24 protein-coding genes and 1 pseudogene are annotated in these 24,411 nt (G+C 70.6%); 10 read left to right on the plus strand and 15 right to left on the minus strand.

The window, feature by feature from the left end:
- Positions 1-308: 308 nt before the first annotated feature.
- A complete protein-coding gene (locus ACWGDB_RS18330; RefSeq protein WP_453823371.1) occupies positions 309-1,694 on the minus strand; it encodes an FAD-binding oxidoreductase in 1,386 nt (461 codons plus the stop codon).
- A 240-nt stretch (positions 1,695-1,934) separates the two neighbouring features.
- Here ACWGDB_RS18330 and hemB point away from each other — a divergent pair, with 240 nt between their 5' ends.
- Positions 1,935-2,927 carry a porphobilinogen synthase gene (hemB, locus tag ACWGDB_RS18335; protein WP_453823372.1) on the plus strand — a complete coding sequence of 331 codons (993 nt, stop codon included), beginning with the start codon at positions 1,935-1,937 and terminating at the stop codon, positions 2,925-2,927.
- Positions 2,928-3,257: 330 nt separating this feature from the next.
- Positions 3,258-3,614, plus strand: coding sequence for a DUF805 domain-containing protein (locus ACWGDB_RS18340; RefSeq protein WP_453823373.1), 357 nt, complete (start codon positions 3,258-3,260; stop codon positions 3,612-3,614).
- Positions 3,615-3,638: 24 nt separating this feature from the next.
- Here the strand turns inward: ACWGDB_RS18340 and ACWGDB_RS18345 are convergent, their stop codons facing one another.
- Positions 3,639-3,827, minus strand: a complete 189-nt coding sequence (locus ACWGDB_RS18345; protein WP_383610405.1) for a hypothetical protein — start codon at positions 3,825-3,827, stop codon at positions 3,639-3,641.
- Positions 3,828-4,114: 287 nt separating this feature from the next.
- Here ACWGDB_RS18345 and ACWGDB_RS18350 point away from each other — a divergent pair, with 287 nt between their 5' ends.
- Complete coding sequence (locus ACWGDB_RS18350; protein WP_453823374.1) at positions 4,115-5,335, plus strand: aminotransferase-like domain-containing protein; 1,221 nt, start codon at positions 4,115-4,117, stop codon at positions 5,333-5,335.
- A gap of 3 nt (positions 5,336-5,338) precedes the next feature.
- Positions 5,339-6,190: an arylamine N-acetyltransferase family protein gene (locus ACWGDB_RS18355; RefSeq protein WP_453823375.1), complete on the plus strand. Its 852-nt coding sequence runs from the start codon at positions 5,339-5,341 to the stop codon at positions 6,188-6,190.
- An 18-nt stretch (positions 6,191-6,208) separates the two neighbouring features.
- Here the strand turns inward: ACWGDB_RS18355 and ACWGDB_RS18360 are convergent, their stop codons facing one another.
- The 3 genes and pseudogenes from ACWGDB_RS18360 to ACWGDB_RS18370 form a co-directional block, all read right to left on the minus strand.
- Positions 6,209-7,018, minus strand: coding sequence for a DUF4253 domain-containing protein (locus ACWGDB_RS18360; protein ID WP_453823508.1), 810 nt, complete (start codon positions 7,016-7,018; stop codon positions 6,209-6,211).
- A 168-nt stretch (positions 7,019-7,186) separates the two neighbouring features.
- A pseudogene (locus ACWGDB_RS18365) lies at positions 7,187-7,939 on the minus strand (helix-turn-helix domain-containing protein); the annotation flags it as partial.
- Positions 7,936-8,769, minus strand: a complete 834-nt coding sequence (locus ACWGDB_RS18370) for a peptidoglycan-binding protein (RefSeq protein WP_453823376.1) — start codon at positions 8,767-8,769, stop codon at positions 7,936-7,938. The gene ACWGDB_RS18370 and the pseudogene ACWGDB_RS18365, both read right to left, overlap by 4 nt.
- A 317-nt stretch (positions 8,770-9,086) precedes the next feature.
- Here ACWGDB_RS18370 and ACWGDB_RS18375 point away from each other — a divergent pair, with 317 nt between their 5' ends.
- Positions 9,087-9,527: a peptidoglycan-binding domain-containing protein gene (locus ACWGDB_RS18375; RefSeq protein ID WP_383610391.1), complete on the plus strand. Its 441-nt coding sequence runs from the start codon at positions 9,087-9,089 to the stop codon at positions 9,525-9,527.
- Positions 9,528-9,609: 82 nt separating this feature from the next.
- Here ACWGDB_RS18375 and argS read toward each other — a convergent pair whose 3' ends face one another.
- A complete protein-coding gene (argS, locus tag ACWGDB_RS18380; protein WP_453823377.1) occupies positions 9,610-11,367 on the minus strand; it encodes an arginine--tRNA ligase in 1,758 nt (585 codons plus the stop codon).
- 247 nt (positions 11,368-11,614) lie between these two features.
- Here argS and lysS point away from each other — a divergent pair, with 247 nt between their 5' ends.
- Complete coding sequence (gene lysS / locus ACWGDB_RS18385; RefSeq protein ID WP_453823378.1) at positions 11,615-13,357, plus strand: lysine--tRNA ligase; 1,743 nt, start codon at positions 11,615-11,617, stop codon at positions 13,355-13,357.
- A gap of 51 nt (positions 13,358-13,408) precedes the next feature.
- Here lysS and ACWGDB_RS18390 read toward each other — a convergent pair whose 3' ends face one another.
- From ACWGDB_RS18390 to ACWGDB_RS18400, 3 genes are all read right to left on the minus strand, one after another.
- Positions 13,409-14,743, minus strand: a complete 1,335-nt coding sequence (locus ACWGDB_RS18390) for a DUF2637 domain-containing protein (RefSeq protein ID WP_453823379.1) — start codon at positions 14,741-14,743, stop codon at positions 13,409-13,411.
- Positions 14,744-14,910: 167 nt separating this feature from the next.
- Positions 14,911-15,810 (minus strand): DUF3558 family protein, encoded by a 900-nt coding sequence (locus ACWGDB_RS18395; protein WP_453823380.1) that lies wholly within the window; start codon positions 15,808-15,810, stop codon positions 14,911-14,913.
- Between the two features lie 137 nt (positions 15,811-15,947).
- The gene (locus tag ACWGDB_RS18400; protein WP_453823381.1) at positions 15,948-16,808 is read right to left on the minus strand and encodes a DUF3558 domain-containing protein; all 861 of its coding nucleotides are present in this window, start codon (positions 16,806-16,808) and stop codon (positions 15,948-15,950) included.
- A gap of 215 nt (positions 16,809-17,023) precedes the next feature.
- Between ACWGDB_RS18400 and ACWGDB_RS18405 the strand changes: the two genes are divergently transcribed.
- Positions 17,024-18,217: an RtcB family protein gene (locus tag ACWGDB_RS18405; RefSeq protein WP_453823382.1), complete on the plus strand. Its 1,194-nt coding sequence runs from the start codon at positions 17,024-17,026 to the stop codon at positions 18,215-18,217.
- 44 nt (positions 18,218-18,261) lie between these two features.
- Here ACWGDB_RS18405 and ACWGDB_RS18410 read toward each other — a convergent pair whose 3' ends face one another.
- From ACWGDB_RS18410 to ACWGDB_RS18420, 3 genes are all read right to left on the minus strand, one after another.
- A complete protein-coding gene (locus ACWGDB_RS18410) occupies positions 18,262-19,095 on the minus strand; it encodes a hypothetical protein (protein WP_453823383.1) in 834 nt (277 codons plus the stop codon).
- 142 nt (positions 19,096-19,237) lie between these two features.
- Entirely contained in the window at positions 19,238-19,813 is a 576-nt protein-coding gene (locus ACWGDB_RS18415) for a tyrosine-protein phosphatase (protein WP_453823384.1), read from the minus strand.
- 11 nt (positions 19,814-19,824) lie between these two features.
- Entirely contained in the window at positions 19,825-20,601 is a 777-nt protein-coding gene (locus tag ACWGDB_RS18420) for an SDR family NAD(P)-dependent oxidoreductase (RefSeq protein WP_453823385.1), read from the minus strand.
- Between the two features lie 104 nt (positions 20,602-20,705).
- Here ACWGDB_RS18420 and ACWGDB_RS18425 point away from each other — a divergent pair, with 104 nt between their 5' ends.
- Positions 20,706-21,134, plus strand: coding sequence for an ester cyclase (locus tag ACWGDB_RS18425; RefSeq protein ID WP_453823386.1), 429 nt, complete (start codon positions 20,706-20,708; stop codon positions 21,132-21,134).
- Between the two features lie 10 nt (positions 21,135-21,144).
- Here the strand turns inward: ACWGDB_RS18425 and ACWGDB_RS18430 are convergent, their stop codons facing one another.
- Positions 21,145-21,480 carry a YnfA family protein gene (locus ACWGDB_RS18430; protein WP_453823387.1) on the minus strand — a complete coding sequence of 112 codons (336 nt, stop codon included), beginning with the start codon at positions 21,478-21,480 and terminating at the stop codon, positions 21,145-21,147.
- Between the two features lie 137 nt (positions 21,481-21,617).
- Here ACWGDB_RS18430 and ACWGDB_RS18435 point away from each other — a divergent pair, with 137 nt between their 5' ends.
- On the plus strand, positions 21,618-22,103 hold the full coding sequence (locus tag ACWGDB_RS18435) for a hypothetical protein (protein ID WP_453823388.1): 486 nt from the start codon (positions 21,618-21,620) through the stop codon (positions 22,101-22,103).
- 28 nt (positions 22,104-22,131) lie between these two features.
- Here ACWGDB_RS18435 and ACWGDB_RS18440 read toward each other — a convergent pair whose 3' ends face one another.
- Positions 22,132-22,542 (minus strand): winged helix-turn-helix transcriptional regulator, encoded by a 411-nt coding sequence (locus tag ACWGDB_RS18440; protein ID WP_453823389.1) that lies wholly within the window; start codon positions 22,540-22,542, stop codon positions 22,132-22,134.
- Positions 22,543-22,674: 132 nt separating this feature from the next.
- Between ACWGDB_RS18440 and ACWGDB_RS18445 the strand changes: the two genes are divergently transcribed.
- Positions 22,675-23,565, plus strand: coding sequence for an NADP-dependent oxidoreductase (locus ACWGDB_RS18445; RefSeq protein ID WP_453823390.1), 891 nt, complete (start codon positions 22,675-22,677; stop codon positions 23,563-23,565).
- On the opposite strand, the gene ACWGDB_RS18450 is transcribed toward ACWGDB_RS18445, so the two are convergent.
- Complete coding sequence (locus tag ACWGDB_RS18450) at positions 23,562-24,395, minus strand: AraC family transcriptional regulator (RefSeq protein ID WP_453823391.1); 834 nt, start codon at positions 24,393-24,395, stop codon at positions 23,562-23,564. The genes ACWGDB_RS18445 and ACWGDB_RS18450 overlap by 4 nt on opposite strands.
- Positions 24,396-24,411 lie beyond the last annotated feature (16 nt).

Consider the following 24,411-nt stretch of genomic DNA (forward strand, 5'->3'; position numbering starts at 1 on the left):
CCTGAGGGCTGCCGCCCCCAGACCCCCGCTGTCGGCCTGAACGGCCTCGTCCTCAAACGCCGGACGGGCTGCAATGCCTGGGCCTGCGCCGAGAAGCGCCGTCGGTGTGGGTGCAGCCCCCAGCGGGTGGGTGGGGGCTAGGGATGGCGGTATCTCGGCCTCGAACGTCGGACGAAGCACCGTCGGTGTGCGTGCAGCCCCCAGCGGGTGGGTGGAATGGCTGGGCGGCGCCGGCAGTCACGGTCGGTTTGCGCGTGCAGGTCCCAGCCTGTGGCTGGGTGGCGCCTCGTCCTCGAACGGCGGACGGGCTATGTCGGCACCGTGTGGCCGAAGCGGAGCAGGTTGGATGGGTCGTAGGTGGACTTGTCCTGGCTCAGGCGGGTGCGGGTCTCGGGGGTCCAGGCTCGGGCTCGGTCGGTGGTGTCTCCCGGGGTGCCGTGGATGTTGATCATTGTGTGGCCCGTGCCGTAGGGCGCCATCGCCGTGTACAGGGACCTTGTGGTCATCTCTATGGCCTCGGCTGCCGGTGGGGCTGCCAGGACGCCCACCGATTCCAGGAGGTAGTTGGCGTCCCGGGAGCAGATCGCGTCCTCCAGGCGGGCGGGGCGGGCCAGGGCGCCGCCCATGTGGCGGAACTCCACCACGAGGAGGGGGCAGTCGGGGACGGCCGGGCCCACCTGGGAGAGGAACGTGTCGATCGCGTCCGCGGGCAGGTCGCGCAGCAGGGCGCATGCCTCGCGGGCCGGCAGGGGGGCCTGCGGTTCCATGTGGATGCGGTCCACGGCCGCGTACGGCATCTCCTCCACCATGTCGACCGCCACCGGGACGGCCGCGCGGATCGGGGCCAGCAGGCGCTCCCCCTCGGCCGGGTCGCCGGGCCAGGCGATCGCGACGCGGGCCCAGAAGCCGCCGCGCAGGGGCTCGGGGATCTCCGGGATGGGTGGGAGCCGGAGGACGGAGAAGGTGCTGCACATCTCGTCCGGGACGGTCCTGGTCCAGTCGGTCCAGGCGTGCAGTAGTGCCTCCGTGTGCTCGCCGGGGGAGTAGATCCCGCCGCCGAGGATCGTGGGCAAGGGCAGCAACTCGCAGACCATCGAGGTCACCACGCCGACATTGCCCTTGCCGCCGCGCAGCGCCCAGAACAGTTCCGGCTCGTGGTCGGGGTCGGACTCGTACAGGGTGCCGTCGGGTGTGGCCACCTGGAACGAGCGGACCAGATCGGTCGCGTAGCCGTAGGCCCGGCCGAGGACCGGCAGGCCGCCGCCCAGGGTGTAGCCGACCGCGCCGGCGTCCGTCGACGTGCCGCAGAGGGCGGCCAGGCCGTGCGGTGCGGTCGCGTCCATGACGTGCCGCCACTTCGCTCCGGCCTCGATGGTGGCGAGGCGTTGGCCGGTGTCGATGCGTACGTCCGTCATGCGGGCCGTGCTGATCAGCAGGCCGTGGTCGATCGGGAAGTTCGCGCCGTGGCCCGTCGCCTGCACGGCGACCGGGGTGCCGGTGGCCGACGCCCAGCGCAGTGCCATCACGATGTCGTCGACGTCCGTCGCGCCCACGACCACGTCCGGCGTGTGCAGCGCGGCCAGGTTGAAGCCGGTGACCTCGTCGGCGTAGCCGTCGTCGCCGGGGCGCAGGACCGGGCCGTGGATCTCGGAGAGGGCGAAGAGGGCGGGGGTGTTGTGGTGGGTGGCGGTCATCGCGTCCTCCGTGGTGTGCGTACGTACGGAGGGACTGCGGCGGCGAGGCGGGTGGGGCGGGGCCGTCGGGGTCCTTGTGTCCGGGGGCCTGCGGGGCCTGCGGGGGCCTGCGGGGCCTGGGAGTTCTCTACTTCAGGATGGACCCGGTGGGTGGGGGACCGCATGCGGGCCGCCGGGGCCGTGTTGCGTCCGACGCCTCGTCGGCAAAGGCACCCGCGACGCGGGCGTAGCGTAGGTGCCATGACGACGTACGGATCCTTTCCCGGTACGCGGCCGCGGCGTCTGCGGACCGTCCCCGCCATGCGGCGGATGGTCGCCGAGACCAGGCTGCACCCCGCCGACTTCATCCTCCCGGCCTTCGTGCGCGAGGGCGTCAGCGAGCCGGTGCCGATCGCGACCATGCCGGGGGTCGTCCAGCACACGCGGGAGAGCCTGAAGAAGGCCGCTGCCGAAGCGGTGGAGGCCGGCATCTCCGGCATCATGCTCTTCGGGGTTCCCGAGGAGGAGAAGAAGGACGCCCTCGGGACCCCTGGGACCGATCCTGACGGGATTCTCCAGGTCGCCATCCGCGATGTGCGGGCCGAAGTGGGGGACGAGCTTCTCGTCATGTCCGATCTGTGTCTCGACGAGACCACCGATCACGGGCACTGCGGAGTACTGGACGCGGACGGGCGTGTCGACAACGACGCGACCCTGGAGCGGTACGCCGAGATGGCGCAGGTGCAGGCCGACGCCGGGGCCCACGTGGTCGGGCCCAGCGGGATGATGGACGGGCAGATCGGCGTCGTCCGGGACGCGCTCGACCAGATCGGGCGGGAGGACGTCGCCATCCTCGCCTACACCGCCAAGTACGCCTCCGCCTTCTACGGCCCCTTCCGGGAGGCCGTCGCCTCGTCGCTGCAGGGTGACCGGAAGACGTATCAGCAGGACCCGGCGAATGCGCGGGAGTCGCTGCGGGAGCTCGCCCTCGACCTGGAGGAGGGCGCCGACATGGTGATGGTCAAGCCGGCCGGGCCCTACCTCGACATCCTGGCGCGGGTCGCCGACGCGGTGGACGTACCGGTCGCCGCCTATCAGATCTCCGGCGAGTACTCGATGGTCGAGGCCGCCGCCGAGAAGGGCTGGATCGACCGGGACCGGGCCATCCTCGAGACGCTGACCGGCATCAAGAGGGCGGGCGCGCGCAACATTCTGACCTACTGGGCCGTCGAGGCGGCACGGGGACTTCGCTGACGGAACGGCCGACGGCACGGCAACGGTTCCGGATCGGTCCGGCATCGGAACGCATTCATTTCGGCCACGACTGGAACTCGGATCGGGGCAGTTCTGGTTGCGGCGCCGGGTCGCCGCGGGACCCACGCGGGGATACTCGGTGATCTTCGATGGATCTGTCCTGAATTCGCCGGTCGCAATCGGGCGGGATCAGGTGGGTGATCAGGGTTCGGCGATACGAGCTGTGCAGATCAACCGAATTGACGGGTCCCCGTCAGTGTTCGTAGCTTCTGCGCCTGGCCTGATCCGTTCCGGAGGGTCTGTCATACGTCGATCCCTGGGGGGGATGCAGTGAACTGGTTCATCGAGGTGCTCAAGAAGTACGCGGTGTTCAGCGGCCGTGCGCGCCGCAAGGAATACTGGATGTTCACGCTGTTCTACCTGATCTTCGAGATCGTGGTCATGGCCGTCGGCTACGCGATCGACTTCCCGGCCCTCGTGGGCATCTTCGTGGTCGCGCTCCTGCTGCCCGCCCTGGGCGTCACCGTGCGCCGACTGCACGACACCGATCGCTCGGGCTGGTGGATCCTCATCGGGATCGTCCCGCTCGTCGGCTTCATCGTCATGCTGGTCTTCCTGTGCGCGGACACCCAGCCGGGCGCGAACAAGTACGGCCCGAGCCCCAAGGAGATCCCGGCGCACGCGTGATGCCATGAGCCGGTGGTGTGGGCCTCAAGGCCTGGAGGCCACCCGGACGTTGTCCGGGTGGCCTTTCGCCGTCCCCGGGTCATGGAGGGCGGCCGGGCCCTCGTCGCGCAGTCCCTCGCCGTCCTTGCACGCGGTCAGCGTGAGCGCGGCGATCGTCACCAGCGTGGCGGCGAGGAGCCGGACGTGTGGGCGACGGGTGGGGGGTGCGGACATGGGATGGGCCCTCTCCTTGGGTGGGGGTCGGACCCCAGCCTGCGTGATCATCCCTTCCGGCCGCCAGCGTCCGCCGTGAATTCGGGACGCCCGAGCAGCGGAATGCCGGTTGACCTGCGGGGACGTCATGTCCCAACGGCTCGGTGTGGGACGTCCGGAGCGGTGAAACGCCCCGCTGTGCCGCGGCGGAGTCCGGATACCGAAAAGCTGCCTGTAGGTGACACCTAGTTCTCTAGGCTGCCCGGCACGAGCCGTCACGCTCGTCGTCGAGCCGAAGGAGCCGTGTCATGACCGTCACCGAGCCCGCGCCTCCCGCGCCCCACCACGCCCCGGCCGCCGTGCCGCCGCTCGCGGCGCGGGCCGGGTCGGTCGGTGGCTCGCCCGTGCGGGACATCCTCGCCGTCACCGCCCGGCCCGAGGTCATCAACTTCGCGGGCGGGCTGCCGGCGCCGGAACTGTTCGACCGGGAGGGCATCGCGGCCGCCTTCCGTGACGTGCTCGCCGAGACACCGGAGCGGGCGTTGCAGTACTCCACGACGGAGGGCGAGCCGAGCCTGCGCACCGGACTCGCCGCGCGCATGTCGGCCGGGGGCCTCGCGACCGACGCCGACGACCTTCTCGTCACCACCGGCTCCCAGCAGGGTCTGTCGCTCCTGGCGACCGCGCTGCTGGATCCCGGTGACACGGTTCTCGTCGAAGACCCCTGTTATCTGGCGGCACTTCAGGCCTTCGGCCTCGCGGGAGCGCGGGTCGTGGCCGTGCCGGGGGACGCGGACGGGGTGGACCCGCAGGCGCTGGAGGAGCTTGTCGCGCGGGAGCGGCCGAAGCTCTTCTACACCGTGCCCACCTTCCAGAACCCGACCGGCAGAACCCTGCCCGCCGAGCGCAGGGCGGCCGTCGCCGAGGTCGCCGCCCGGGGCGGAGTGTGGATCGTCGAGGACGACCCGTACGGCGAACTCCGCTACGAGGGCGAGCGCGTGCCCTGGATCGCGTCCTACCCGGGAGCACAGGACCGTACGGTGCTGCTCGGCTCCTTCTCCAAGGTGATGGCGCCGGGTCTGCGACTGGGCTGGCTGCGCGCGCCGGCCGCCCTGCGGCGGGCCTGTGTGGTCGCCAAGCAGGCGGCCGACCTGCACACGCCGACCCTGAACCAGCTGGCCGCCGCCCGCTACCTGACCGGCCTCGACGCACATGTGGTCCGCGTCCGGGACGTCTACCGCGAACGCCGCGACGCCATGCTCGCCGGCCTGCCCGGGGCCCTCCCGGAGGGATCGACCTGGGCCCGGCCCGAGGGCGGCATGTTCCTGTGGGCCCGCCTGCCGGAGTCGTACGACACGACGGCCCTGCTCCCCAAGGTGGTCCGGCAGGACGTGGCGTACGTGCCCGGCGCGCCCTTCTACGCCGGTGAGCCCGACCGCTCGACCCTGCGGCTGTGCTTCGTGACGCAGACCCCCGAGGAGATCGGGGAGGGCCTGAGGCGGCTCGGGGAGGGTTTGCGTCAGGCTTAGGGCATGGCCGACACAGCGCAGACGGTTCAGGCGGCGGGGTTCGACCTCGACGCATACCTCCGGCGGATCGGTTGGGAGGGCGAGCGGCGGGCCGACGTGGCGACGCTTCGGGGTGTGCACCTGGCGCACATGAGGGGCATCCCCTTCGAGAACCTGGACGCCCTGCGGCGTACGGCGCCCTCCCTCGACCCGGCCGACCTGATGGCCAAGCTGGTGCACAGCCGGCGCGGCGGGTACTGCTACGAGCACAACACGCTGCTCGCCTGCGCGCTGGAGGCGCTGGGCTTCGGCGTGACCCGGCTGGCCGCGCGCGTCGTCGTGGGAGCGGATCGCGTCGAGAGCCGCCCGCGCACCCACATGGCGCTGCTCGTCGAGGAGCCCGGCGACCCGCAGCCGTATCTCGCGGACGTCGGCTTCGGCGCGATCGGCGCGCTGCTGGAGCCGGTGCCGCTGACGGCCGGTGTCGAGTTCCGGGACGCGGAACGCCGGCACCGGCTCGTCCACGCGCCCCACCACGGGCCGCTGGAGCTGTGGGTGCTGCAGGCCCACGATCGTGTGAAGGGCGACTGGGCGGATCAGTACGCGTTCACTCTGGAGCCGTTCGAGAAGCCCGACTTCGAGGTGATCAACTGGCACATCGGCACCAATCCGCGCTCACCGTTCACTCAGCGCGTCTACGTCCAGAGCGTCACCGCCGAACGTCACCTCCTGCTCAACGGCCCGCTGCTCACACGGACGCGGGCGGACGGGGCGGTCGTCGAGCAGGAGGTGACTCAGGAGGAGCAGGCGCGGCGGTTGCTGGACGAGGAGTTCGGCATCGAGGTGCCGGACGGAATGCGGGTGTTGCCGCAGTGACCGGGGACGGCGGGGCGGTCAGTCCCACCAGAAGTGCCAGGCCGGCTGGTTGAGGAGCCGCTTCTCGGCGTACGCGCGCACAGTGCTGTCACCGCTCTGCAGGATGTTGTCCGGGCAGAACGCGAAGTGCTCGGCGGCGACGGCCTCCGCCTGGGCCAAGGTGGTCGGAGGAAACGCGACGGAGACGAGCAGGTGGTCGAAGCCGAGCGCCACGACCCGTATGCCGAAGCGGTCCTCCCAGGAGCGGAGCACGGCGCAGAGGCGAGCGGTGTCACCCTCGTGGTTCACCGGGCCCGTCCAGCCGATCGCCGCCGGAACGTCCGCGCTGCGGCGGGCCGGAACGAGGGCGAGGCGGGGGCCCTCCAACAGGCCGCCGCTGTCCAGCAGGGAGTCCGCGATGTCGGTGGCCACCGCGTCGGGGTCGTCGGCAAAGACGGTGCCGGAGGCGGCGGGAGCGTCGGCCGGCCCGGGCCACTCCTCTTCCGTCTCCCCGGCCGCGTACTCCTCCCAGAGGTCCGCCAGCACCTCATCGGCGTCGTGATCTCCCGGGTACGACATCGCCTCGGGCGTCAGCTCCCACATCTGCGGGCCGCCATGGCGGCCGCCCGCGTCCAGGATGACCGGCAGCAGGCCGGCGGTCCGCCGGGCCGGGGCCAGCGCGGCCCAGGCGCCCGGCACCGCCTGCTGGTCGGCGAGCCACAGCAGCGGCTCGTGCGACTCGCCCTCGTGGGTCGCGTCGAGGAGCCTCCCGGGCGGGAGTCGGAGGCCGAGCGCGGTGCCCGTCGGGTCGGTCGCGAGCTTCGGCAGTGGGTTCGGAAGAGTCGCCATGTCGGTGACTGTAGAGGTCGGCACTGACAACTCAACCGGCCACTCGGCTGTCGAAGCACTCCTTCCCGCCGCCCGGAAACAGGCGCGGACCGCGGTACCGGGCCGAGCCGCGGTCATCGGGGTGTGGACGTAGGCGTCCGCGTCGATGTCGCTCCGGACCTCGGCGCCGCGGACGTCACCGACGCCGGCGCAGCCGCGGTCGGCCGCCGACATCTCCAGCCGGTCACCCACGCGCGTCCCCCACATCCGGGCCCAACCCGCCCCGCACTCCTCGCTGTAGCGCAGTTCCAGCCAGGCGCCGGTGGTGGTGCGGTGCCTGGCGAGGATGACCGGAGCTGCGGCGCACTTCATCTGCATCGGGCCCCTGCCCTCGCAGGCCGCCCCCTGGCAGCGGGGCCCGGCGGCGGACGGCGGCGGGGCCAGGGCCGACCCCGTCTCCCCCTCCGGGTGCGGCAGCAGCAGGACCGCCGCCGCGACGCCCCCGAGGAGCACGGCACAGATCGACGCGAGCACCGCCAGGGCTGTCGCGCCGCGGTGGGTCGTACCGGCGTCGGCGGGACTCCCGGCACCCGTGCCCTGCTGAGGAGATGGAGGGGGAGTCGGAGGGGGAGGCGGGGATGCCGGAGCGGATGGGGGCGCGGGCGGAGACGGAGACCGTGGGCCCTCCCGCGCCCGCCCGCTGCTCTCCGACTCCGCGATCTCCCACAGGGCCAGGCAGCGCCCCTCCGGCTCGCCCGCGAGACGGCACAGCTCCTGTACCGCGTCGCGCGGGGGCAGGGTGCGGCCGTTGAGGTAGCGGTCCCAGGAGGACTTGCTGAACGCCGTCTTCGCCGCGAGGCCGACCAGGCTCAGGCCGGTGCGGACCTTCAACTCCCGCAGCGCGCAGGCAAGTCGGGCCCGCTCCGGTGACGGTGTCGTCATCGCCGTAGGGCCTTCCAGGTGTGCGGGCCGATGATGCCGTCCACCACCAGCCCGGCCCGCTGCTGCGCGCGTCTGACCGCTGCCTCCGTCAGCGGACCGAAGATCCCGTCGATGCCGCCCGGCGAGATGCCCGCCCGGAGCAGCAGGCACTGTGCCTCGGCCACCTCCGGCCCCGCGTGGCCGTTAGCCAGGACGGCACCCCTGGTGGGGCTGATGCCCGCGTACCAGCGGCCGTCGATCCGCTCGACACGGCAGGCGTACCCGGGCGCCGACTGCGAGGACGATGCCGGTGCCGACGCGGCGGACGCGGCGAGCGGAGCTGCCGTCTCTCCCGCGGAGCCGAGGAGCCGTACGGCGAGGAGGACCGTCGATGAGAGGGCCAGCACCAGTGCCACGGCGCCCGCGACCAGGGCGACCCGCAGGGAACGCGTCGGCGAACGCGCGCCGTCGGCCGGAGCTTCGGCGGCGGCCCCGGCTGTAAGGATCTCCGGCGCGGTCGTCGTCGCTTCCGGCATCGCTGCTTCCAGGGCGGGCGCGTCCGCCGCGGGCGCTTCCCCGCGCCCGTTCCCCCACGCCTCCGCCGCGACCTCGCGCAGGGCCAGCCACCGGGTCGGATCCTCACCCCCGATCCGGGCCAGCGCCTCGACGGCCCGCGGTGGCGGCAACGAACGGCCGCCCAGATACCGTTCCCATGACTTCGGGCTGTACCCCGTCCTCGCGGCCAGCTGCCGCAGGCTCAGCCCGCTGTGGTCCTTCAGCCGACGCAACCGCACCACCAACTGCCGTACGCGCGGATCGAGTTCCGCGGGCAGCACTGCCCAACGCGACATGTTCCCCCCACTCGCGTTCACGGTCCGGCACGCGGTCCGTGGTCAGCGGCCCCATGCCCCGTCGCATTCTGCATCAGCATCCACGGCCCGCACCGGGAGCGGGTTCGCGTACCGGTACGAAATCGGCCAACCGCTCGCCACGGGCGTCCCGCCCCGCCGTCTCGCCGCGTCAGGTTTCCGCAGGTCAGCGAGTGGGACGTCCCGCGGTGACGTCACTTCCGCGGCAACTGTGGCAGGCCTCGCCGCCCGCCCCGCACGCTCGTTTCGCCAGCCCGGCGGCAGGGGCCGCCACCCGAGACAGAGCGAGAGGGAAACGCATGCGACCGAATGTCTGGACGAGGACCCTCGTCAGCGTCAGTGCCGTCATCGGCCTTGCCGCCGGAAGCCTCGCCACCGCGGGCACCAGCTTCGCGGCACCGGACACCCAGCCGGCCGTGAGCTCCGAGGTCTCCGTCCTCGCGGTGAACAACCTCGGCCTGACCGCCGCCGAGGCCAAGAAGGTCCAGGGCTGGCTGAAGCAGTACTGGGGCTACACCGGCGCGATCGACGGGCAGCTCGGCACCAACAGCTGGAAGGCGTTCCAGCGCTGCCTCAAGGAGTACTGGGGCTACACCGGTGCCATCGACGGCATCGTCGGATCGGGCACCATCAAGGCGCTGCAGCGGCTGCTCCAGCACTACGGCTACACCGGCGCGATCGACGGGATCGCCGGCTCGGGCACCCGGGCCGCGTTCAAGAACTTCGCCAACAGCCGTTAGCCGCACAGCCGTTCCACATGACGACAGCGGCCCGTCCTCTCCTTGGGGGGAGAGGACGGGCCGCGCGCGGTTCGTCGGACGCTCAGAGCCGCTCGGGCGTCCGGATGCCCAGCAGGGCCATGCCCTGGTGCAGCGTCCGGGCCGTCACGTCGCACAGGAGCAGACGGTTCTCCGCGACGTCCTTCGGCGGCTCCGGCTTGATCACCGGGCACTTGTCGTAGAACGACGTGAACAGCGACGCCAGCTGGTACAGATACGCGGCCAGCTTGTGCGGGGCGTACTCCGCGGCCGCCTCGAAGACCGTGTCGCCGAACGCGTCCAGGTGCAGGCCGAGCGCCCGCTCCGCCGCGTGCAGTTCCAGCTCCGGGTGCGCGGCCGGCTTCGTCTCGCCCGCCTTGCGCAGGATCGACTGGATACGGGCGTACGCGTACTGCAGGTAGACGGACGTGTCGCCGTTCAGCGAGACCATCTGGTCCAGGTCGAACTTGTAGTCCCGGTTCGGCGACGTCGACAGGTCCGCGTACTTCACCGCACCGATGCCGACCTGCGCGGCCCGCTCCTGGATCTCGTCCTCGGTGAGGTCCTGCGCCTTCTCCCGGACGACCTCCGCGGCCCGCTGCACCGCCTCGTCCAGCAGGTCCTCCAGCCGTACGGTCTCGCCCTCACGCGTCTTGAACGGCTTGCCGTCCGCGCCCAGCACCGTGCCGTAGCCCATGTTGTGCGCGGTGACGCCGTCGCTCAGCCAGCCCGCCCGGCGAGCGGTCTCGAAGACCATCTTGAAGTGCAGCGACTGACGGACGTCCACGACGTAGAGCAGAGACGTGGCGTGCAGGTCCTGGACCCGGTTGCGGATCGCGGTCAGGTCGGAGGCCGCGTAACCGAAGCCGCCGTCGGCCTTCTGCACGATCAGCGGGACCGGCTGGTCGTCCTTGCCGCGGATCTCGTCGAAGAACACCACGAGCGCGCCCTCGGAGCGCACCGCGACGCCCATCTCCTCCAGGAGGCGGGCGGTCTCGGGCATGCCGTCGTTGTACGCGGACTCGCCGACGATCTCCTCGTCCCGGATCTCCATGTCCAGCTTCTCGAAGACCGAGTTGAAGTAGACCTTCGACTCGTCGACGAACTGCTGCCACAGCTCCAGCGTCTCCTTGTCGCCGGACTGCAGGGCGACGACCCGCTTGCGGGCCCGCTCCTTGAACTCCTCGTCCGAGTCGAAGACCGCACGGGACGCCTTGTACACCCGGTTCAGGTTGCTCATCGCCTGCTCGCCGTCGACGTCGGCCGCGGGGGCCAGCTCGCCGGGGTTCTCGAACAGGTGCTGGATGAGCATGCCGAACTGGGTGCCCCAGTCGCCGATGTGGTGCCGGCCGATCGTCTGCTCGCCGGTGAAGTCGAGCATGCCGCGCAGGGCGTCGCCGATGACCGCGGAGCGGAGGTGGCCGACGTGCATTTCCTTGGCGACGTTCGGCTGGGCGTAGTCGACGACGGTGATGCCGGGGATGTCCTTGCGGGGGACGCCGAGGCGTTCGGTGTCCGCGTAGCGCGCCGCGAGGTTCTCCGTGATCGCCTGGTCGGAGACGGTGATGTTGAGGAAGCCGGGGCCGGAGACCTCGACGTCCTTGATCACGTCACCGGTGGTGATGTTGCCGACGACCTGGGTGGCAAGCTCTCTGGGGTTGGCCTTGGCCTTCTTGGCGAGGGCGAGAATGCCGTTCGCCTGGAAGTCGGCCCGGTCACTACGTCGCAGCAGGGCGTCTCCGACGGTTCCCGGGAGGGTGGCCGTGAGGGCGTCGACGAGGTGCTGGTTGACGGAGTCGCTTAGGGGCGTGACCGGGGCCATAGGAGTGAGTGCCGTTTCTCCTCGTGGGGATGGATAGACACGGTCAGTATCCCATGGGTGGTAAAGCGGTTATTGCGGCCGTGGGCCGATGGGGGCTGGTCGCGCCCACGCGGCGGAGCCGCACATCGATACAGCCCCGCGCCCCTTCAGGGCGCTGCCCGCAAAGGCGTTTTCGTTGTTGCCGTCCTTGCTGGGACAATGAGGGCGCCAGCCGTTGACCGTACGGCTGCCCTGGAGAAAGAAGGACGTGCCGATCGTGGCTCAGAGCACCGAGACCACCGACTGGGTCTCCCGTTTCGCGGATGAGGTCATCGAGGAGTCGGAGCGTCGGGCCCCGGGCAAACCGGTCGTCGTCGCGTCGGGACTCTCCCCCTCCGGACCCATCCACCTCGGCAACCTGCGCGAGGTCATGACCCCGCACCTCGTCGCCGACGAGGTCCGGCGGCGCGGCCACCAGGTCCGGCATCTGATCTCCTGGGACGACTACGACCGCTACCGCAAGGTGCCGGCCGGTGTCGCCGGGGTCGACGAGACGTGGGCCGCGCACATCGGCAAGCCGCTGACCTCCGTCCCGGCGCCCAAGGGGTCGGCCCACCCGAACTGGGCCGAGCACTTCAAGGCGGCGATGGTCGAGGCGCTCGCCGAGATGGGTGTGGAGTTCGACGGGATCAGCCAGACCGCGCAGTACACCTCCGGGGTGTACCGCGAGCAGATCCTGCACGCGATGAAGCACCGCGGCGACATCGACGCCGTGCTCGCGCAGTACCGCACCAAGCCCAAGGGCGGCGGCAAGAAGTCGCAGAAGCCGGTCGACGAGGCCGAGCTGGAGGCCGCCGAGGGCTCCGGCGCGGCCGCCGAGGACGACGGCAGCTCCGGCTCCGCCGGCTACTTCCCGTACAAGCCCTACTGCGGCAACTGCGAGAAGGACCTCACCACCGTCACCTCGTACGTCGACGACACCACCGAGCTGACGTACACCTGCAACGAGTGCGGCTTCTCCGAGACCGTCCGCCTCAACGAGTTCAACCGCGGCAAGCTGGTCTGGAAGGTCGACTGGCCCATGCGGTGGGCGTACGAGGGCGTCGTGTTCGAGCCGAGCGGTGTCGACCACTCCTCGCCGGGGTCGAGCTTCCAGGTGGGCGGCCAGGTCGTCGGGATCTTCGGCGGCAAGCAGCCGATCGGGCCGATGTACGCCTTCGTCGGCATCAGCGGCATGGCGAAGATGTCCTCCTCGCGCGGTGGGGTGCCCACCCCGTCCGACGCGCTGAAGATCATGGAGCCGCAGCTGCTGCGCTGGCTGTACGCCCGCCGCAGGCCCAACCAGTCCTTCAAGATCGCCTTCGACCAGGAGATCCAGCGGCTCTACGACGAGTGGGACAAGCTCGACGGGAAGGTCGCCGACGGGTCCGCCCTGCCCGCCGACATCGCCGCGCACTCGCGTGCCGTGCGCACGGCCGCGGGTGAGCTGCCGCGTACGCAGCGCCCGCTGCCGTACCGGACGCTCGCGTCCGTCGCCGACATCACCGCCGGGCACCAGGACCAGGCGCTGCGGATCCTCTCCGAGCTGGACCCGGAGAACCCGCTGGGCTCGCTCGACGAGGCGCGTCCCCGGTACGACAAGGCCGAGGCCTGGATCAACACGCAGGTGCCCGCCGACCAGCGGACCATCGTGCGCGACGAGCCCGACGTCGAGCTGCTGAAGTCCCTCGACGAGGCGTCCCAGCAGTCGCTGCGGCTGCTCCTCGACGGGCTGGAGTCGCACTGGTCGCTGGACGGGCTGACCCACCTCGTCTACGGCGTGCCCAAGGTGCAGGCCGGGTTCTCCGCGGACGCCACGCCCAAGGAACTGCCGGCCGAGATCAAGACGGCCCAGCGGACGTTCTTCGCGCTGCTGTACCACCTGCTGGTCGGGCGGGACACCGGGCCGCGCCTGCCCACGCTGCTGCTCGCGGTGGGGCAGGAGCGGGTGCGAACCCTGCTCGGGGAGTAGGCGGCACGGAAAAGGGGCCCTCTGCGGAGGGCCCCTTTTTTAGGCTCAGGGTCAGGCGATGTGGTCCTCTTCCAGCTCCGCCGAATGGCGCTTCTGGAAGCGTTCCGTGAGGGTCTTCAGAGCGCTGGGGCTCAGCGACGTGCCGTACGTCGCCTGGATGTTGTCACCCAGGACGCGGGGCGTGGGGTAGCTGCCGTCGATCGACTGACGGAAGATCTGGTAGTAGTCGTCGTCGTTCGGCTCCGGGCGCTCCGGAGGACCGCCGCCCTCGCCGAGCTGGCGGGTGCGGTTGCCGGTCACGGGGATCGGGAAGGTGCCGGTGTCCTCGGGGGAGGGTTCCTGGACGGGCGGTTCCTGCTGGTACTGGTCCTGGTACTGCTCGGCCCGCAGCTGTTCCTCGTACCACTCCTCGTAGTGGCCCTGGGGGTCGTACTGGGCGTCGTAGCCGCCGTGGTACTCGACGTTCCGGGGGGTGTTGAACCAGTCCTGCACGTACTCCGGCTGCTCGACGTCGGGCGGGCCGGCCGGCTCCGGGCCGACCAGCTCGGGGCGCTGCTCGCCGGCGGGCGCCGCCTGCCGGGGGACCGGCGCCGCGGCGGCGCGAGGGCCGGCGGCGTTGCCCGGCGTCATGCCGGCCACGTCGGCCGGGTGAACGGCGTCCAGGGCCTGCTTCGGTGCCGGCGGCAGCAGGGCCGGCTCGATGCCGGCCGCCGCGAGCCCCGCCGGAGCCGTCTGCGCCAGCGGAACGCCGTACCGCGCCAGACGCAGCGGCATCAACGACTCCACCGGCGCCTTGCGCCGCCACGCCCGGCCGAAGCGGGAGCGCAGGCGGGCCTGGTACACCAGCCGCTCCTGCTCCAGCTTGATGACCTGCTCGTAGGAGCGCAGCTCCCAGAGCTTCATGCGGCGCCACAGGAGGAAGGTCGGCAGGGGGGAGAGGAGCCAGCGGGTGAGGCGGACGCCCTCCATGTGCTTGTCGGCCGTGATGTCCGCTATGCGCCCGATCGCATGGCGGGCCGCCTCCACCGAGACCACGAACAGGATCGGGATCACGCCGTGCATGCCGACGCCCAGCGGGTCCGGCCAGGCCGCCGCGCCGTTGAAGGCGATCGTCGCAGCCGTCAGCAGCCACGCCGTCTGGCGCAGGAGCGGGAACGGGATGCGGATCCACGTCAGGAGCAGGTCAAGGGCGAGCAGGACGCAGATACCTGCGTCGATGCCTATCGGGAAGACATAACTGAAGTTCCCGAAGCCCTTCTGGATGGCCAGCTCGCGGACGGCCGCGTACGAACCGGCGAAGCCGATGCCGGCGATGATGACGGCGCCGAACACGACCACACCGATGAGAATGCGGTGCGTCCGAGTCAGCTGCGGTGGCCCGGCCACGCGTACTCCCCTCCCAGTGCATGTTGTTGCGCGCAACAGGGTGGCACATCTGTGCGTCGTACGGATTGCCGGTACGGCCCGAGCCCGGTCCCTTCAGGGGGCCGGGCTCGGGCAACAGGCGTGGCTGAGCTGCGTGTTGTGACTCAGCGGTGGGCCAGGTGTGACGGTCAGCTCTTCTTCGGCGCTGACTTGGACGGGGAGCCGGACGCCTTCGAGGAGCTCCCGGAAGCCGACTTCGAGGGAGACTTCGAAGCCGACTTCGACGGGGCGCTGCTCGGCGTGCCCGCGCTCTTGCCGCCGTTCGCGTTCTTCACCGCGGCCACCGCCTCCTTGGCGGCCTTGCGCGCGAGCTTGTCGATGGACTCCGTGCTCGGGGTCTTCTCACCGGCCAGACCGGCGCCGTTGTAGTCGAGCGTCACGACGACGTTCTCGACCCGGGCCACGATCGTCTCCTGGCGGAAGGAGCCCTCCTTCTTCTTCAGGTCGTAGCGCACCGCCGTCGCCTCGTCGCCCACCCCGGCGACCGGCTCCGACTTGGTGTTCTTCGCGCCCGACACCGACTTCGCGTCCTGGGCCTGCGTCTCGTAGTACTCCTGCGCCCGCTTGTCGCCCGAGCCGCGCGAGGCGTCCGACTCGAAGCGCAGCAGGGAGACGTTGAGCCAGCGGAACTGCGAGCCCTTCACGCCGTTGTTGTCGAGGCTGCTCCAGGAGCAGGAGCCACGCGTCGACGCTTCGTCCGAGGAGCCCTCCTTGCCGGACTTGGCCTCGGGGGCGAGCTCCTCCAGCGTCTTCTTCGACAGCGCCTTGCACGGCTGCGGAAGCGCCTTGTACGCCGCCGCCTGCACCGTCGGCGACGGGCTCGCGGACTCGGACGCCGACGCCGAGGCCTTCGTGTCCCCGGCCGTCCTGTCGTCCGAACCGGAGTCCGAGGAGCAGCCCGCGGCGATCAGCACCGCGGGGACGACGGCCGCGCAGACGAGGGCACGCTGCAGGCCGTGAAGGCCCTTCCCCCGCTGCTCGCGCTGCTTACGCCCGTCACGCTGTTCTCGCTCTGCTACTCGCTGCATGGTTCCTTCACTCATGACTGACACTCGTGGTCCCTGCCGTCGGATCGGGTCCGAGGGGCCACGGTACGCGGTGAAGAAGGTGTGCGGTCTCGTTTCGGTTACGCCGCACTTGGGCGTACGAGGGTGTGCGAGGGGCGCTACTCGGCCAGTTCGTCGGCCAGTTGTGCCGCCAGTTTCTGGGCCCTGTCCTGCATTTCCTCGCTGTCCGGGACCGTGCCGACGGTGGCCGGCTGCTCCTCGTACTCGATCGTCACGATCACGTTGGACGTGCGGAACGCCACAGTCACCTTGCGCTGCTGGGCCGTCGAACCGGAGCTGCTGAGCTTGTCGTCGAGGAAGGCCTCGTCGCCCAGGTCGTCGAGCACCCGGGGCTGGAGGGCGGCCGGGGTCGCGCCGTCGCCGGAGGGCGAGGCCGACGGGGAGGTGGAGCCGGAGGGCGAGGAGGGCGCCGACGCCGACGGTGAGGCCGGGGGCGAGGAGGAGGGCGAGCCGCTCGGGTCGGCGGAGGGGGTGGCCTCGCCGGTCGCGGCGGACTCGGTGCTCGTCGGCTCGGGGAGGTCGGCCGCCTCCTGCAGGGCCGCGAAGAGCTGCTCTGCCTCGCTGTCGTCGCTGACCGACGTGTCGTACGACACCACACGCTCGAAGTCGACGAAGAGATGGTCCGTGGCGTCGGTCGACTCGACCTTCCAACGGCAGCCGACCTTGCGGTCGGTGTCGTAGGTGAGGGTCGGTGCGCCCTCGTACGCCTTCTCGCGCTGGTCCTCGTCCGTGATCTGCCTGACGCCCGGAAGCAGCGAGTCGAGCGTGTCCTCGCCGACCACGCCGCACGGTTCGGGCAGTGTGTCGTACCGGCCGGGCTCGGCCGCCGCGGTCGCCGTGCCGGAGTCGCCGGGGTTGGAGCCGTCGGTCGTGCCGCCGTCGTCGGAGCTGCCGGTGCAGCCGGCCAGCAGCGCCGCGAGGAGTGCGGCGACGCCGGATACATAGGCCTTCCGCTGCACGGTCAGGCTCCTCTCGACGGTGGTTCTGTGGTCGGTCCGTTGCCGGTCATTCAGTGTCCCCGCTGGTTATTCGCTTGCCGCGCGGGGGCGCCCACTGGAGACAATGTGTATCGCACGCACTGCCGTGGGCGCCGGTCCGCTGTCCCTTTCATCAACCTTGGTGCCGGTTTTGCGATTTCAGACTTGTATGTGTTTTCCGGGGGATTGAGGACGTTATGTCGTACGTGGAGATGCCGGGCGCGAAGGTTCCCATCCGTATGTGGGCCGACCCGGCGACGGTCGAGGACGGGGCGCTCCAGCAGCTGCGGAACGTCGCGACCCTGCCGTGGATCAAGGGCCTCGCCGTGATGCCGGACGTGCATTACGGGAAGGGGGCGACGGTCGGGTCCGTCATCGCGATGCGCGGGGCCGTCTGTCCTGCGGCGGTGGGCGTGGACATCGGGTGCGGGATGTCGGCGGTGAAGACGTCGCTGACGGCCAATGACCTGCCGGGTGACCTGTCGCGGCTGCGGTCGAAGATCGAGCAGGCGATTCCGGTGGGACGCGGGATGCACGACGACCCCGTCGACCCCGGACGCCTGCACGGCTTCGGCACGGCCGGGTGGGACGACTTCTGGGGGCGGTTCGACGGGATCGCGGACGCGGTGAAGTTCCGTCAGGAGCGGGCCGGTAAGCAGATGGGCACTCTCGGCTCGGGTAACCATATGATCGAATTGTGTCTAGATCAGTCAAACTCGGTCTGGCTCATGCTGCACTCCGGTTCCCGGAACATCGGCAAGGAGCTGGCTGAGTTTCACATCGGTGTCGCGCAGAGGCTCCCGCACAACCAGGGACTGGTCGATCGAGACCTCGCGGTGTTCGTATCGGACACACCGCAGATGGCGGCCTACCGGAATGATCTGTACTGGGCTCAGGAGTACGCCAAGTACAACCGCGCGATCATGATGGCGCTTCTGAAGGACGTGGTCCGGAAGGAGTTCAAGAAGGCGAAGCCCACCTTCGAGCAGGAGATCTCGTGCCACCACAACTATGTGGCCGAGGAGTGCTACGAGGGCATGGACATGCTCGTTACCCGCAAGGGGGCGATCCGTGCCGGCTCCGGTGAGTTCGGGATCATTCCGGGTTCGATGGGCACCAGCTCGTACATCGTGAAGGGGCTCGGTAACGAGAAGGCCTTCAACTCAGCCTCGCACGGCGCGGGTCGGCGTATGAGCCGGAACGCGGCCAAGCGGCGCTTCACGGTGCGGGATCTGGAAGAGCAGACGCGAGGAGTCGAGTGCCGTAAGGACTCCGGTGTGCTGGATGAGATCCCGGGGGCCTACAAGAACATCGACCAGGTGATGGAGCAGCAGCGTGATCTGGTCGAGGTCGTGGCGAGGCTGAAGCAGTTCATCTGCGTGAAGGGCTGACGTGCGAGGCCCCAGGGTCGGAACGGTGGGCCTCGCACGATCGGTCATCTGTCCGTCGGCATCGGGATCTGGCCGGTCCTCAGTCGGCAGAGGCGGATTTGGCAGCTCTTGTCGGTTCGGCCGAGTTCCTTGGCCGCCACAGCATCGTTGTTCAGTCGGAGCAGCACGCGATCCTCGTGTGCCGTCCAGCGACGGCGCTCAGCCGCGACCCTCATACCTGCGGGCCGGATCCAGGCCGACAGCGAGTCGGCTGCTGCCTTCTTGCGCCGCAGGGACAGACAGTCCTCGTAATAGAGATGGGCTGCCAACTCCTGTGCGTTCTCCTTTGTGTAGAGGATGTTGTAGATGTTGTCCCGAGCGTTCCGCTTGAGGGTGCGTTCAGCCCGCGTGACCTTCCCTGCGTAGAAGCACATGAAGGCGCCGATGGCTGTGCTGGCCGTGGTCAGGGAGATGAACGGGAAGCCATGGCTTGTGTAACCCACCGAGCCATCGGCGTCGATGACGCCACGCAGATAGTCGCGAGTCGAGAACTCGCCAGCGGATGGGGCGATGTTCTTCGACTTGCGGCCGTAGGGAAGGCCGATTTCGTTGAGTCTGGTCCTGGCTTCGAGGGAGCACAGGGTCCAGGTGACCGAAGTGTGAACCTTGACGAAGTTCGTGGACCGAGTGCGCTCGGTGATGCTGCTGTTGTACGGCGTCAATTTCTGGAACCGATGTAGAAGATCGACATCTCGCGCGCTGATCTCGACCGGAAGGCGCCCCTTCTGGCCGGCCCCCTTTGCGAGATGTCCGTCCGCCTGTAAGAAGCCGTACATGTACGCGTACTCAGGCACCGTGAGGTCCATGAACTGGTGGGCGATAGGCTCGCATTCAGCCATGAGGAAGCTCTTCCTTCCTTGCTGGTCAGGCCCTCGCCCGGGCGGCATCCCGGTCGAGGGCCGTCGATTTGATGTTGTGGCGCGAGCCTAGATCGCCAGTTCAGCCCCCGTTCGGGTGATCGATGGTGTTCACCCTTGTGAGTTATTCCGGTCGCTTCTCAAGGAGGGCGCTGCGGAGGGTTGTTGAGAGGGGCTCAGGATTCAAGGACAGGCCCTCGGAGGCATAGCCCTCGATCGAGCCGTAACGCCCCGCCAGGTCTGCCAGGAACAGGCGCATGACCGCTTCGGGGGCGCGGCCGAAACCCGGCCGGGTCGGGGCGCGGCCGTCGTTGCGGGCCTTCCAGTCGGCCAGGAGGGCGGGGACGGCCTGTTCCGTGAGGGTGAAGTCCTCGGTGATCGCGCGCTCGGGCACTCCGAGCAGGCCCAGGATCAGGGCCGCCACCATGCCCGTGCGGTCCTTGCCCGAGGCGCAGTGGAAGGCCAGGGGGTGTCCGGGGACGCGGCCGCGCTTCTCGATCTCCCACCGGTAGCGCAGGTCGATGACCGTGCCGATGCCGAGGGAGTGGAAGCGGGACCAGTCCGCGGTGCCCGCGCGTAACTTGCCCAGGGAGTCCGAGCGGTAGAGGCGGCCGGGGCGGACACGGTGGCCGTCCGTCGTCGGGTAGCCGCCCAGGTCGCGGAAATTGTGCAGCGCTTCGAGACGTATGTGTCTGTCCACGCTGCGTGACCCTACTTCTCCCTGTGGACCTTCGTGTTGGACGCCTGGGCGCGGGGGCGGACCACCAGGAGGTCGATGTTGACGTGGCTGGGGCGGGTGACCGCCCAGGTGATGGTGTCGGCGACGTCGTCGGCGGTCAGCGGGGCGGCCACGCCCTCGTAGACCTTGGACGCCTTGTCGGTGTCGCCGGAGAAGCGGGTCAGGGCGAACTCGTCCGTCTTGACCATGCCGGGCGCGACCTCGATGACGCGGACCGGCCGGCCGACGATCTCCAAGCGGAGGGTCTCGGCGAGGACGTGGGCGCCGTGCTTGGCCGCGACATAGCCCGCGCCGCCCTCGTAGGTGCCGTGGCCGGCGGTGGAGGAGACGACGACCACCGTGCCGTCGCCGCTCGCCTCCAGCTTGGGCAGCAGGGCCTGGGTGAGGTTCAGGGTGCCGAGGACGTTCGTCTCGTACATCGTGCGCCAGTCGGCCGGGTCGCCGGTGGCCACCGGGTCGGCTCCCAGGGCGCCGCCCGCGTTGTTGACCAGGACGCCGATCGTCTTGAAGGCCAGCGCGAACTCGTCGACCGCCGCGCGGTCCGTCACGTCCAGCTGGTAGGCCGCCGCGGAGTGGCCGGCCGCGTTGATCTCCTCGGCCAGCGCCTCGATGCGGTCCTTGCGGCGGGCGGTGAGGACCACGCGGTAGCCGGCCGCGGCGAGCTGCCGCGCCGTGGCTGCGCCGATTCCGCTGCTCGCACCGGTGACTACGGCGATGCGGGAGGCGGTGGGCGGGGCTGCGGCGGGCATGGCTGCTCCTCTTGCGTGGTCGAGTCCAGGCACTGTCCGGCCAGGATAGGCGCGCGATGCGGTGGGACAATGAGACGGGTGATCTCCCGAGCAGGAGGTGGATCATGGGACAGGCACGTGAAGTCATGGACCGGCTCACCGCGGCGATCACCACCGCGGATTCCAAGGGCATCGCCGAGCTGTACGCACAGGACGCGGTCGCCGTCACCCCGGACGGCGGGGAGCTCCACGGGCGCGACGACATCGCCGCGTACTGGCGCCAGATGGCGGAGATGGTTCCCGACGGCCGGTACGAGTCGGTGCACTCGTACGAGATCGGCGACACGGCCATCGACGAGGGCGTCTTCACCGGCCGGAACACGGGACCGATCCAGTTGCCCACCGGCGAGACACTGCCCGCCACGCAGAAGGAGATCAGGATCCGCGGGGTCGACTTCGCCACCGTCGACGACAGCGGACACATCGTCGACTACCGGCTCTACTTCGACGAGATGGAGTTCCTCGGGCAGTTGGGGCTGCTGCCGCCGACCTGAGCCCTCCAGTTCAGTTGCCCCGCGGCGCGTACATGATCACCGCCATGCCCGCGAGGCAGATCAGCGCGCCCGTGACGTCCCAGCGGTCCGGTCGGTAGCCGTCCGCGACCATGCCCCAGGCCAGTGATCCGGCGACGAAGACACCGCCGTACGCGGCGAGGATGCGGCCGAACTGGGCGTCCGGCTGGAGCGTGGCGATGAAGCCGTAGGCGCCGAGGGACATCACGCCCGCGCCGATCCACAGCCATCCGCGGTGTTCGCGCACGCCCTGCCACACCAGCCAGGCGCCGCCGATCTCGAAGAGGGCGGCGACGACGAAGAGGGCGGCGGAGCGCAGGACGAGCATGCGGGCAGCTTGCCATGGGGCCGCGTCGTGTCCGTCCACCGGTTCGGGGGCGGCGCACGTCACCTGTTGGACGGCGCCTGCCGCTCGCTCCGCGTGGGATACATCCGTACGACCACGCTGGAGTGAGGAGTGGGCGGATGCGGCGGACGAGGGTTGCTGCGGTGTGCGGTGCGGCCGTGATGGCGGTGGCCGGTGGGGTGACCGTGGCCCCGGTGGCCGGGGCGGTGAGCGCACCGGAGGCGGTTGTCGCCTATCACGGCTCCGCCGCCATGTCCGGTGGCCGGGTCGCCGTACGGTTCACGCCGTACCGGGTCGGCACGGGTGCCGTGCCGGTTCCGACGGTGGCCGTACGGCTGCGCTGGTCCGTGCCGCTGGCGGACCGGCAGGCGCTGCCCGACAGATGTGCGCGGGCGGGCGAGCGGATCGTGATGTGCCGGGTCGGGGCGCTGGACGCGGACGGGGTGGGGGAGCCGGTCGGTCTGCGGGTACGGCTGCGGGGCGCGCCCTCGGAGGTGCTGGTGGAGTTCGACACCGTGCGCAGTGGCGGCGCGGCGGGCGTGGACCGCGGGAACGATCAGCAGCGGGTGCTGGTGCTGGACACGGGGGACTCGTACCACTTCTGACGCCGGTTCCCCGCCTCGGAGCCTCGGCTTAGGCCGCGTCCGGGGTCTCGCTGTCGTAGCGCTCGCGGGCCTCTCGGACCTCGTCGAAGTGGGTCTCCGCCCAGTCCTTCACCGCGGTCAGCAGCAGGGCCAGGCCGTGCCCGAGCGGTGTGAGCTCGTAGTCGACGCGGACGGGGACGGACGGGGTGACCTTGCGGGTGAGGAGGCCGTCCCGCTCCAGTGAGCGCAGGGTCTGGGTCAGCATCTTCGGGCTCACCCCGGCGATCTTGCGGCCGAGGTCGCTGTAGCGCATGGGGCCCGTGGAGAGGGCGGCGACGACGAGGCTGACCCACTTGTCGCTGAGGCGGTCCAGGAGCTGGTTGGTGGGACAGCTCTTGAGGAACGCGTCGTAGGCGATGCGGGCCTCTTCGCGCCGCTGGGCCGCTGTCATGGTCGGCATGGCTCACCTCGCGGGTAGGTACGCACTCCCAGGTAACTACTTACGAATGGATAGTAACTCTTCCTAGGGTTGTTGCAACAGCGGGGAAACCCACCCCGACATGTACTGATTGCACAGACCAGGAGAGTTGCCATGCGTGCTGCTGTGGTGAGGACGTTCGGCGGACCGGACGCCGTGGAGATCGTGGAGCGGGAGGTGCCCGAGCCGGGCGCGGGGGAGGTGCGGATCAAGGTCACGGCGGCCGCGCTGAACCCGGTCGACGCGGGGTTGGCGGCCGGTGTCTTCGGGGGTGCCGGCACCGATGTCGGGCTCGGCTGGGACGTGGCCGGGACGGTGGACGCGGTGGGACCGGCCGCTTCCTGGGGTGTCGGGGACGAGGTGGTGGCGCTGCACCACGGCATGCTCAAGCCGCTGGGCACGCACGCCGAGTACGTCGTCGTCCCCGCGGACGCCGTGGCCAAGGCCCCGGTGACGGGCGACTCCGTCCACGCGGCGACGCTGCCGCTGAACGCCCTGACCGCCGCGCAGGCCCTGGACCGGCTGGAGTTGGGACCGGATCAGTCGCTGCTGGTGACGGGCGCGGCGGGCGCGGTCGGCGGATACGCCGTCCAGCTCGCCGCTCACCGCGGGATATCCGTGACCGCACTGGCCCGCGAGGGCGACGAGGAACTCGTGCGGTCCTTCGGGGCCACCCGTTTCACGGCGGGTGACGTCGAGGCGGGCAGCTTCGACGCCGTGCTGGACGCCGCGATCCTGGGTGAGACGGCTCTTCGGTGGGTGCGGGACGGGGGCGCCTACATCGGCGTCATTCCGGGCACCCAGCCCGGGTCCGTGCGTGGGGTACGCACCGGTGCGGTCGAGGTGAGTGCCGACGGGGCACAGCTCGCCGAACTGGTCCGGCTGGCGGACGACGGGGTGCTGACCCTCCGGGTGGCCGAGACCTTCGCGCTGGACGACGCGGCCAAGGCGCACGCCCGGCTGGCGGAGGGCGGGGTGCGGGGCCGGTTGGTCCTGGTTCCCTAACCGTCGGGGCCGCCGGACCGGGCGTCCGCCGCGTACGCCGTCGGCGGCATCCCCACCGTCGCCGTGAAGTCCCGTACGAGGTGGGCCTGGTCGGCGTAGCCGAGTTCGCCGGCGAGGGTGGCCCAGTCGACGTCGGTGCGGGTGCCGGCGAGGTCCAGGGCCTCGTGGATGCGGTAGCGCAGGAGGACCCACTTCGGGCTGACGCCGACGTACGTCGAGAACAGGCGCTGCAGGGCCCGCACCGACAGGCCCTGCTCCCGGGCGAAGTCGCCGACGCGGCACACCGTGCGGTCGGCACGGATGCGCCGGACGAGGTCGATGGCGAGGTCGGCCTGCGGGTCGGGGGCGCAGGGCAGGGCGAGCAGGAAGGCGTCGAGGGCGGCCACGCGGGCGGCGTCGTCGGCGGGGGTGACGATCGCGTGGGCGGCGTCGCCCGTGGCGTGCGCGAACACATCCTGGGCGGGCAGCGCGCGGCCCGTCCACCGGGACACCGGTGCCTCGGGGGCGTAGGGCCGGAAGCCGCCGGGGCGGAACTTCACCCCGCAGACCCGGCCCCGGCCGGTCAGCTTCCGGGTGTACAGGCCGAGCGCGACGCCGGTGACCTCGGCATACGGCGGCCCCTCGTCCTCGTCCCACTGGAAGGTGAGGTTGACGGCCGGGTGCGGGACCACGTGGGAGGCGTAGGGCGCGGGCAGGTCCCAGTCGATGAGCCAGTACCACTCGACGTACCGGCGCAGCGGCTCGGCGGGCTCGTGGCGGCGGAACCGGACGCGGTTCAGCAGCGCGGACGGGTCGACGATCCCGCGGGTGTCGTGGCGGGGTGCCTCCATGGCCGGATCGTACGTC

This window comes from Streptomyces sp. NPDC055013 (assembly GCF_053608645.1).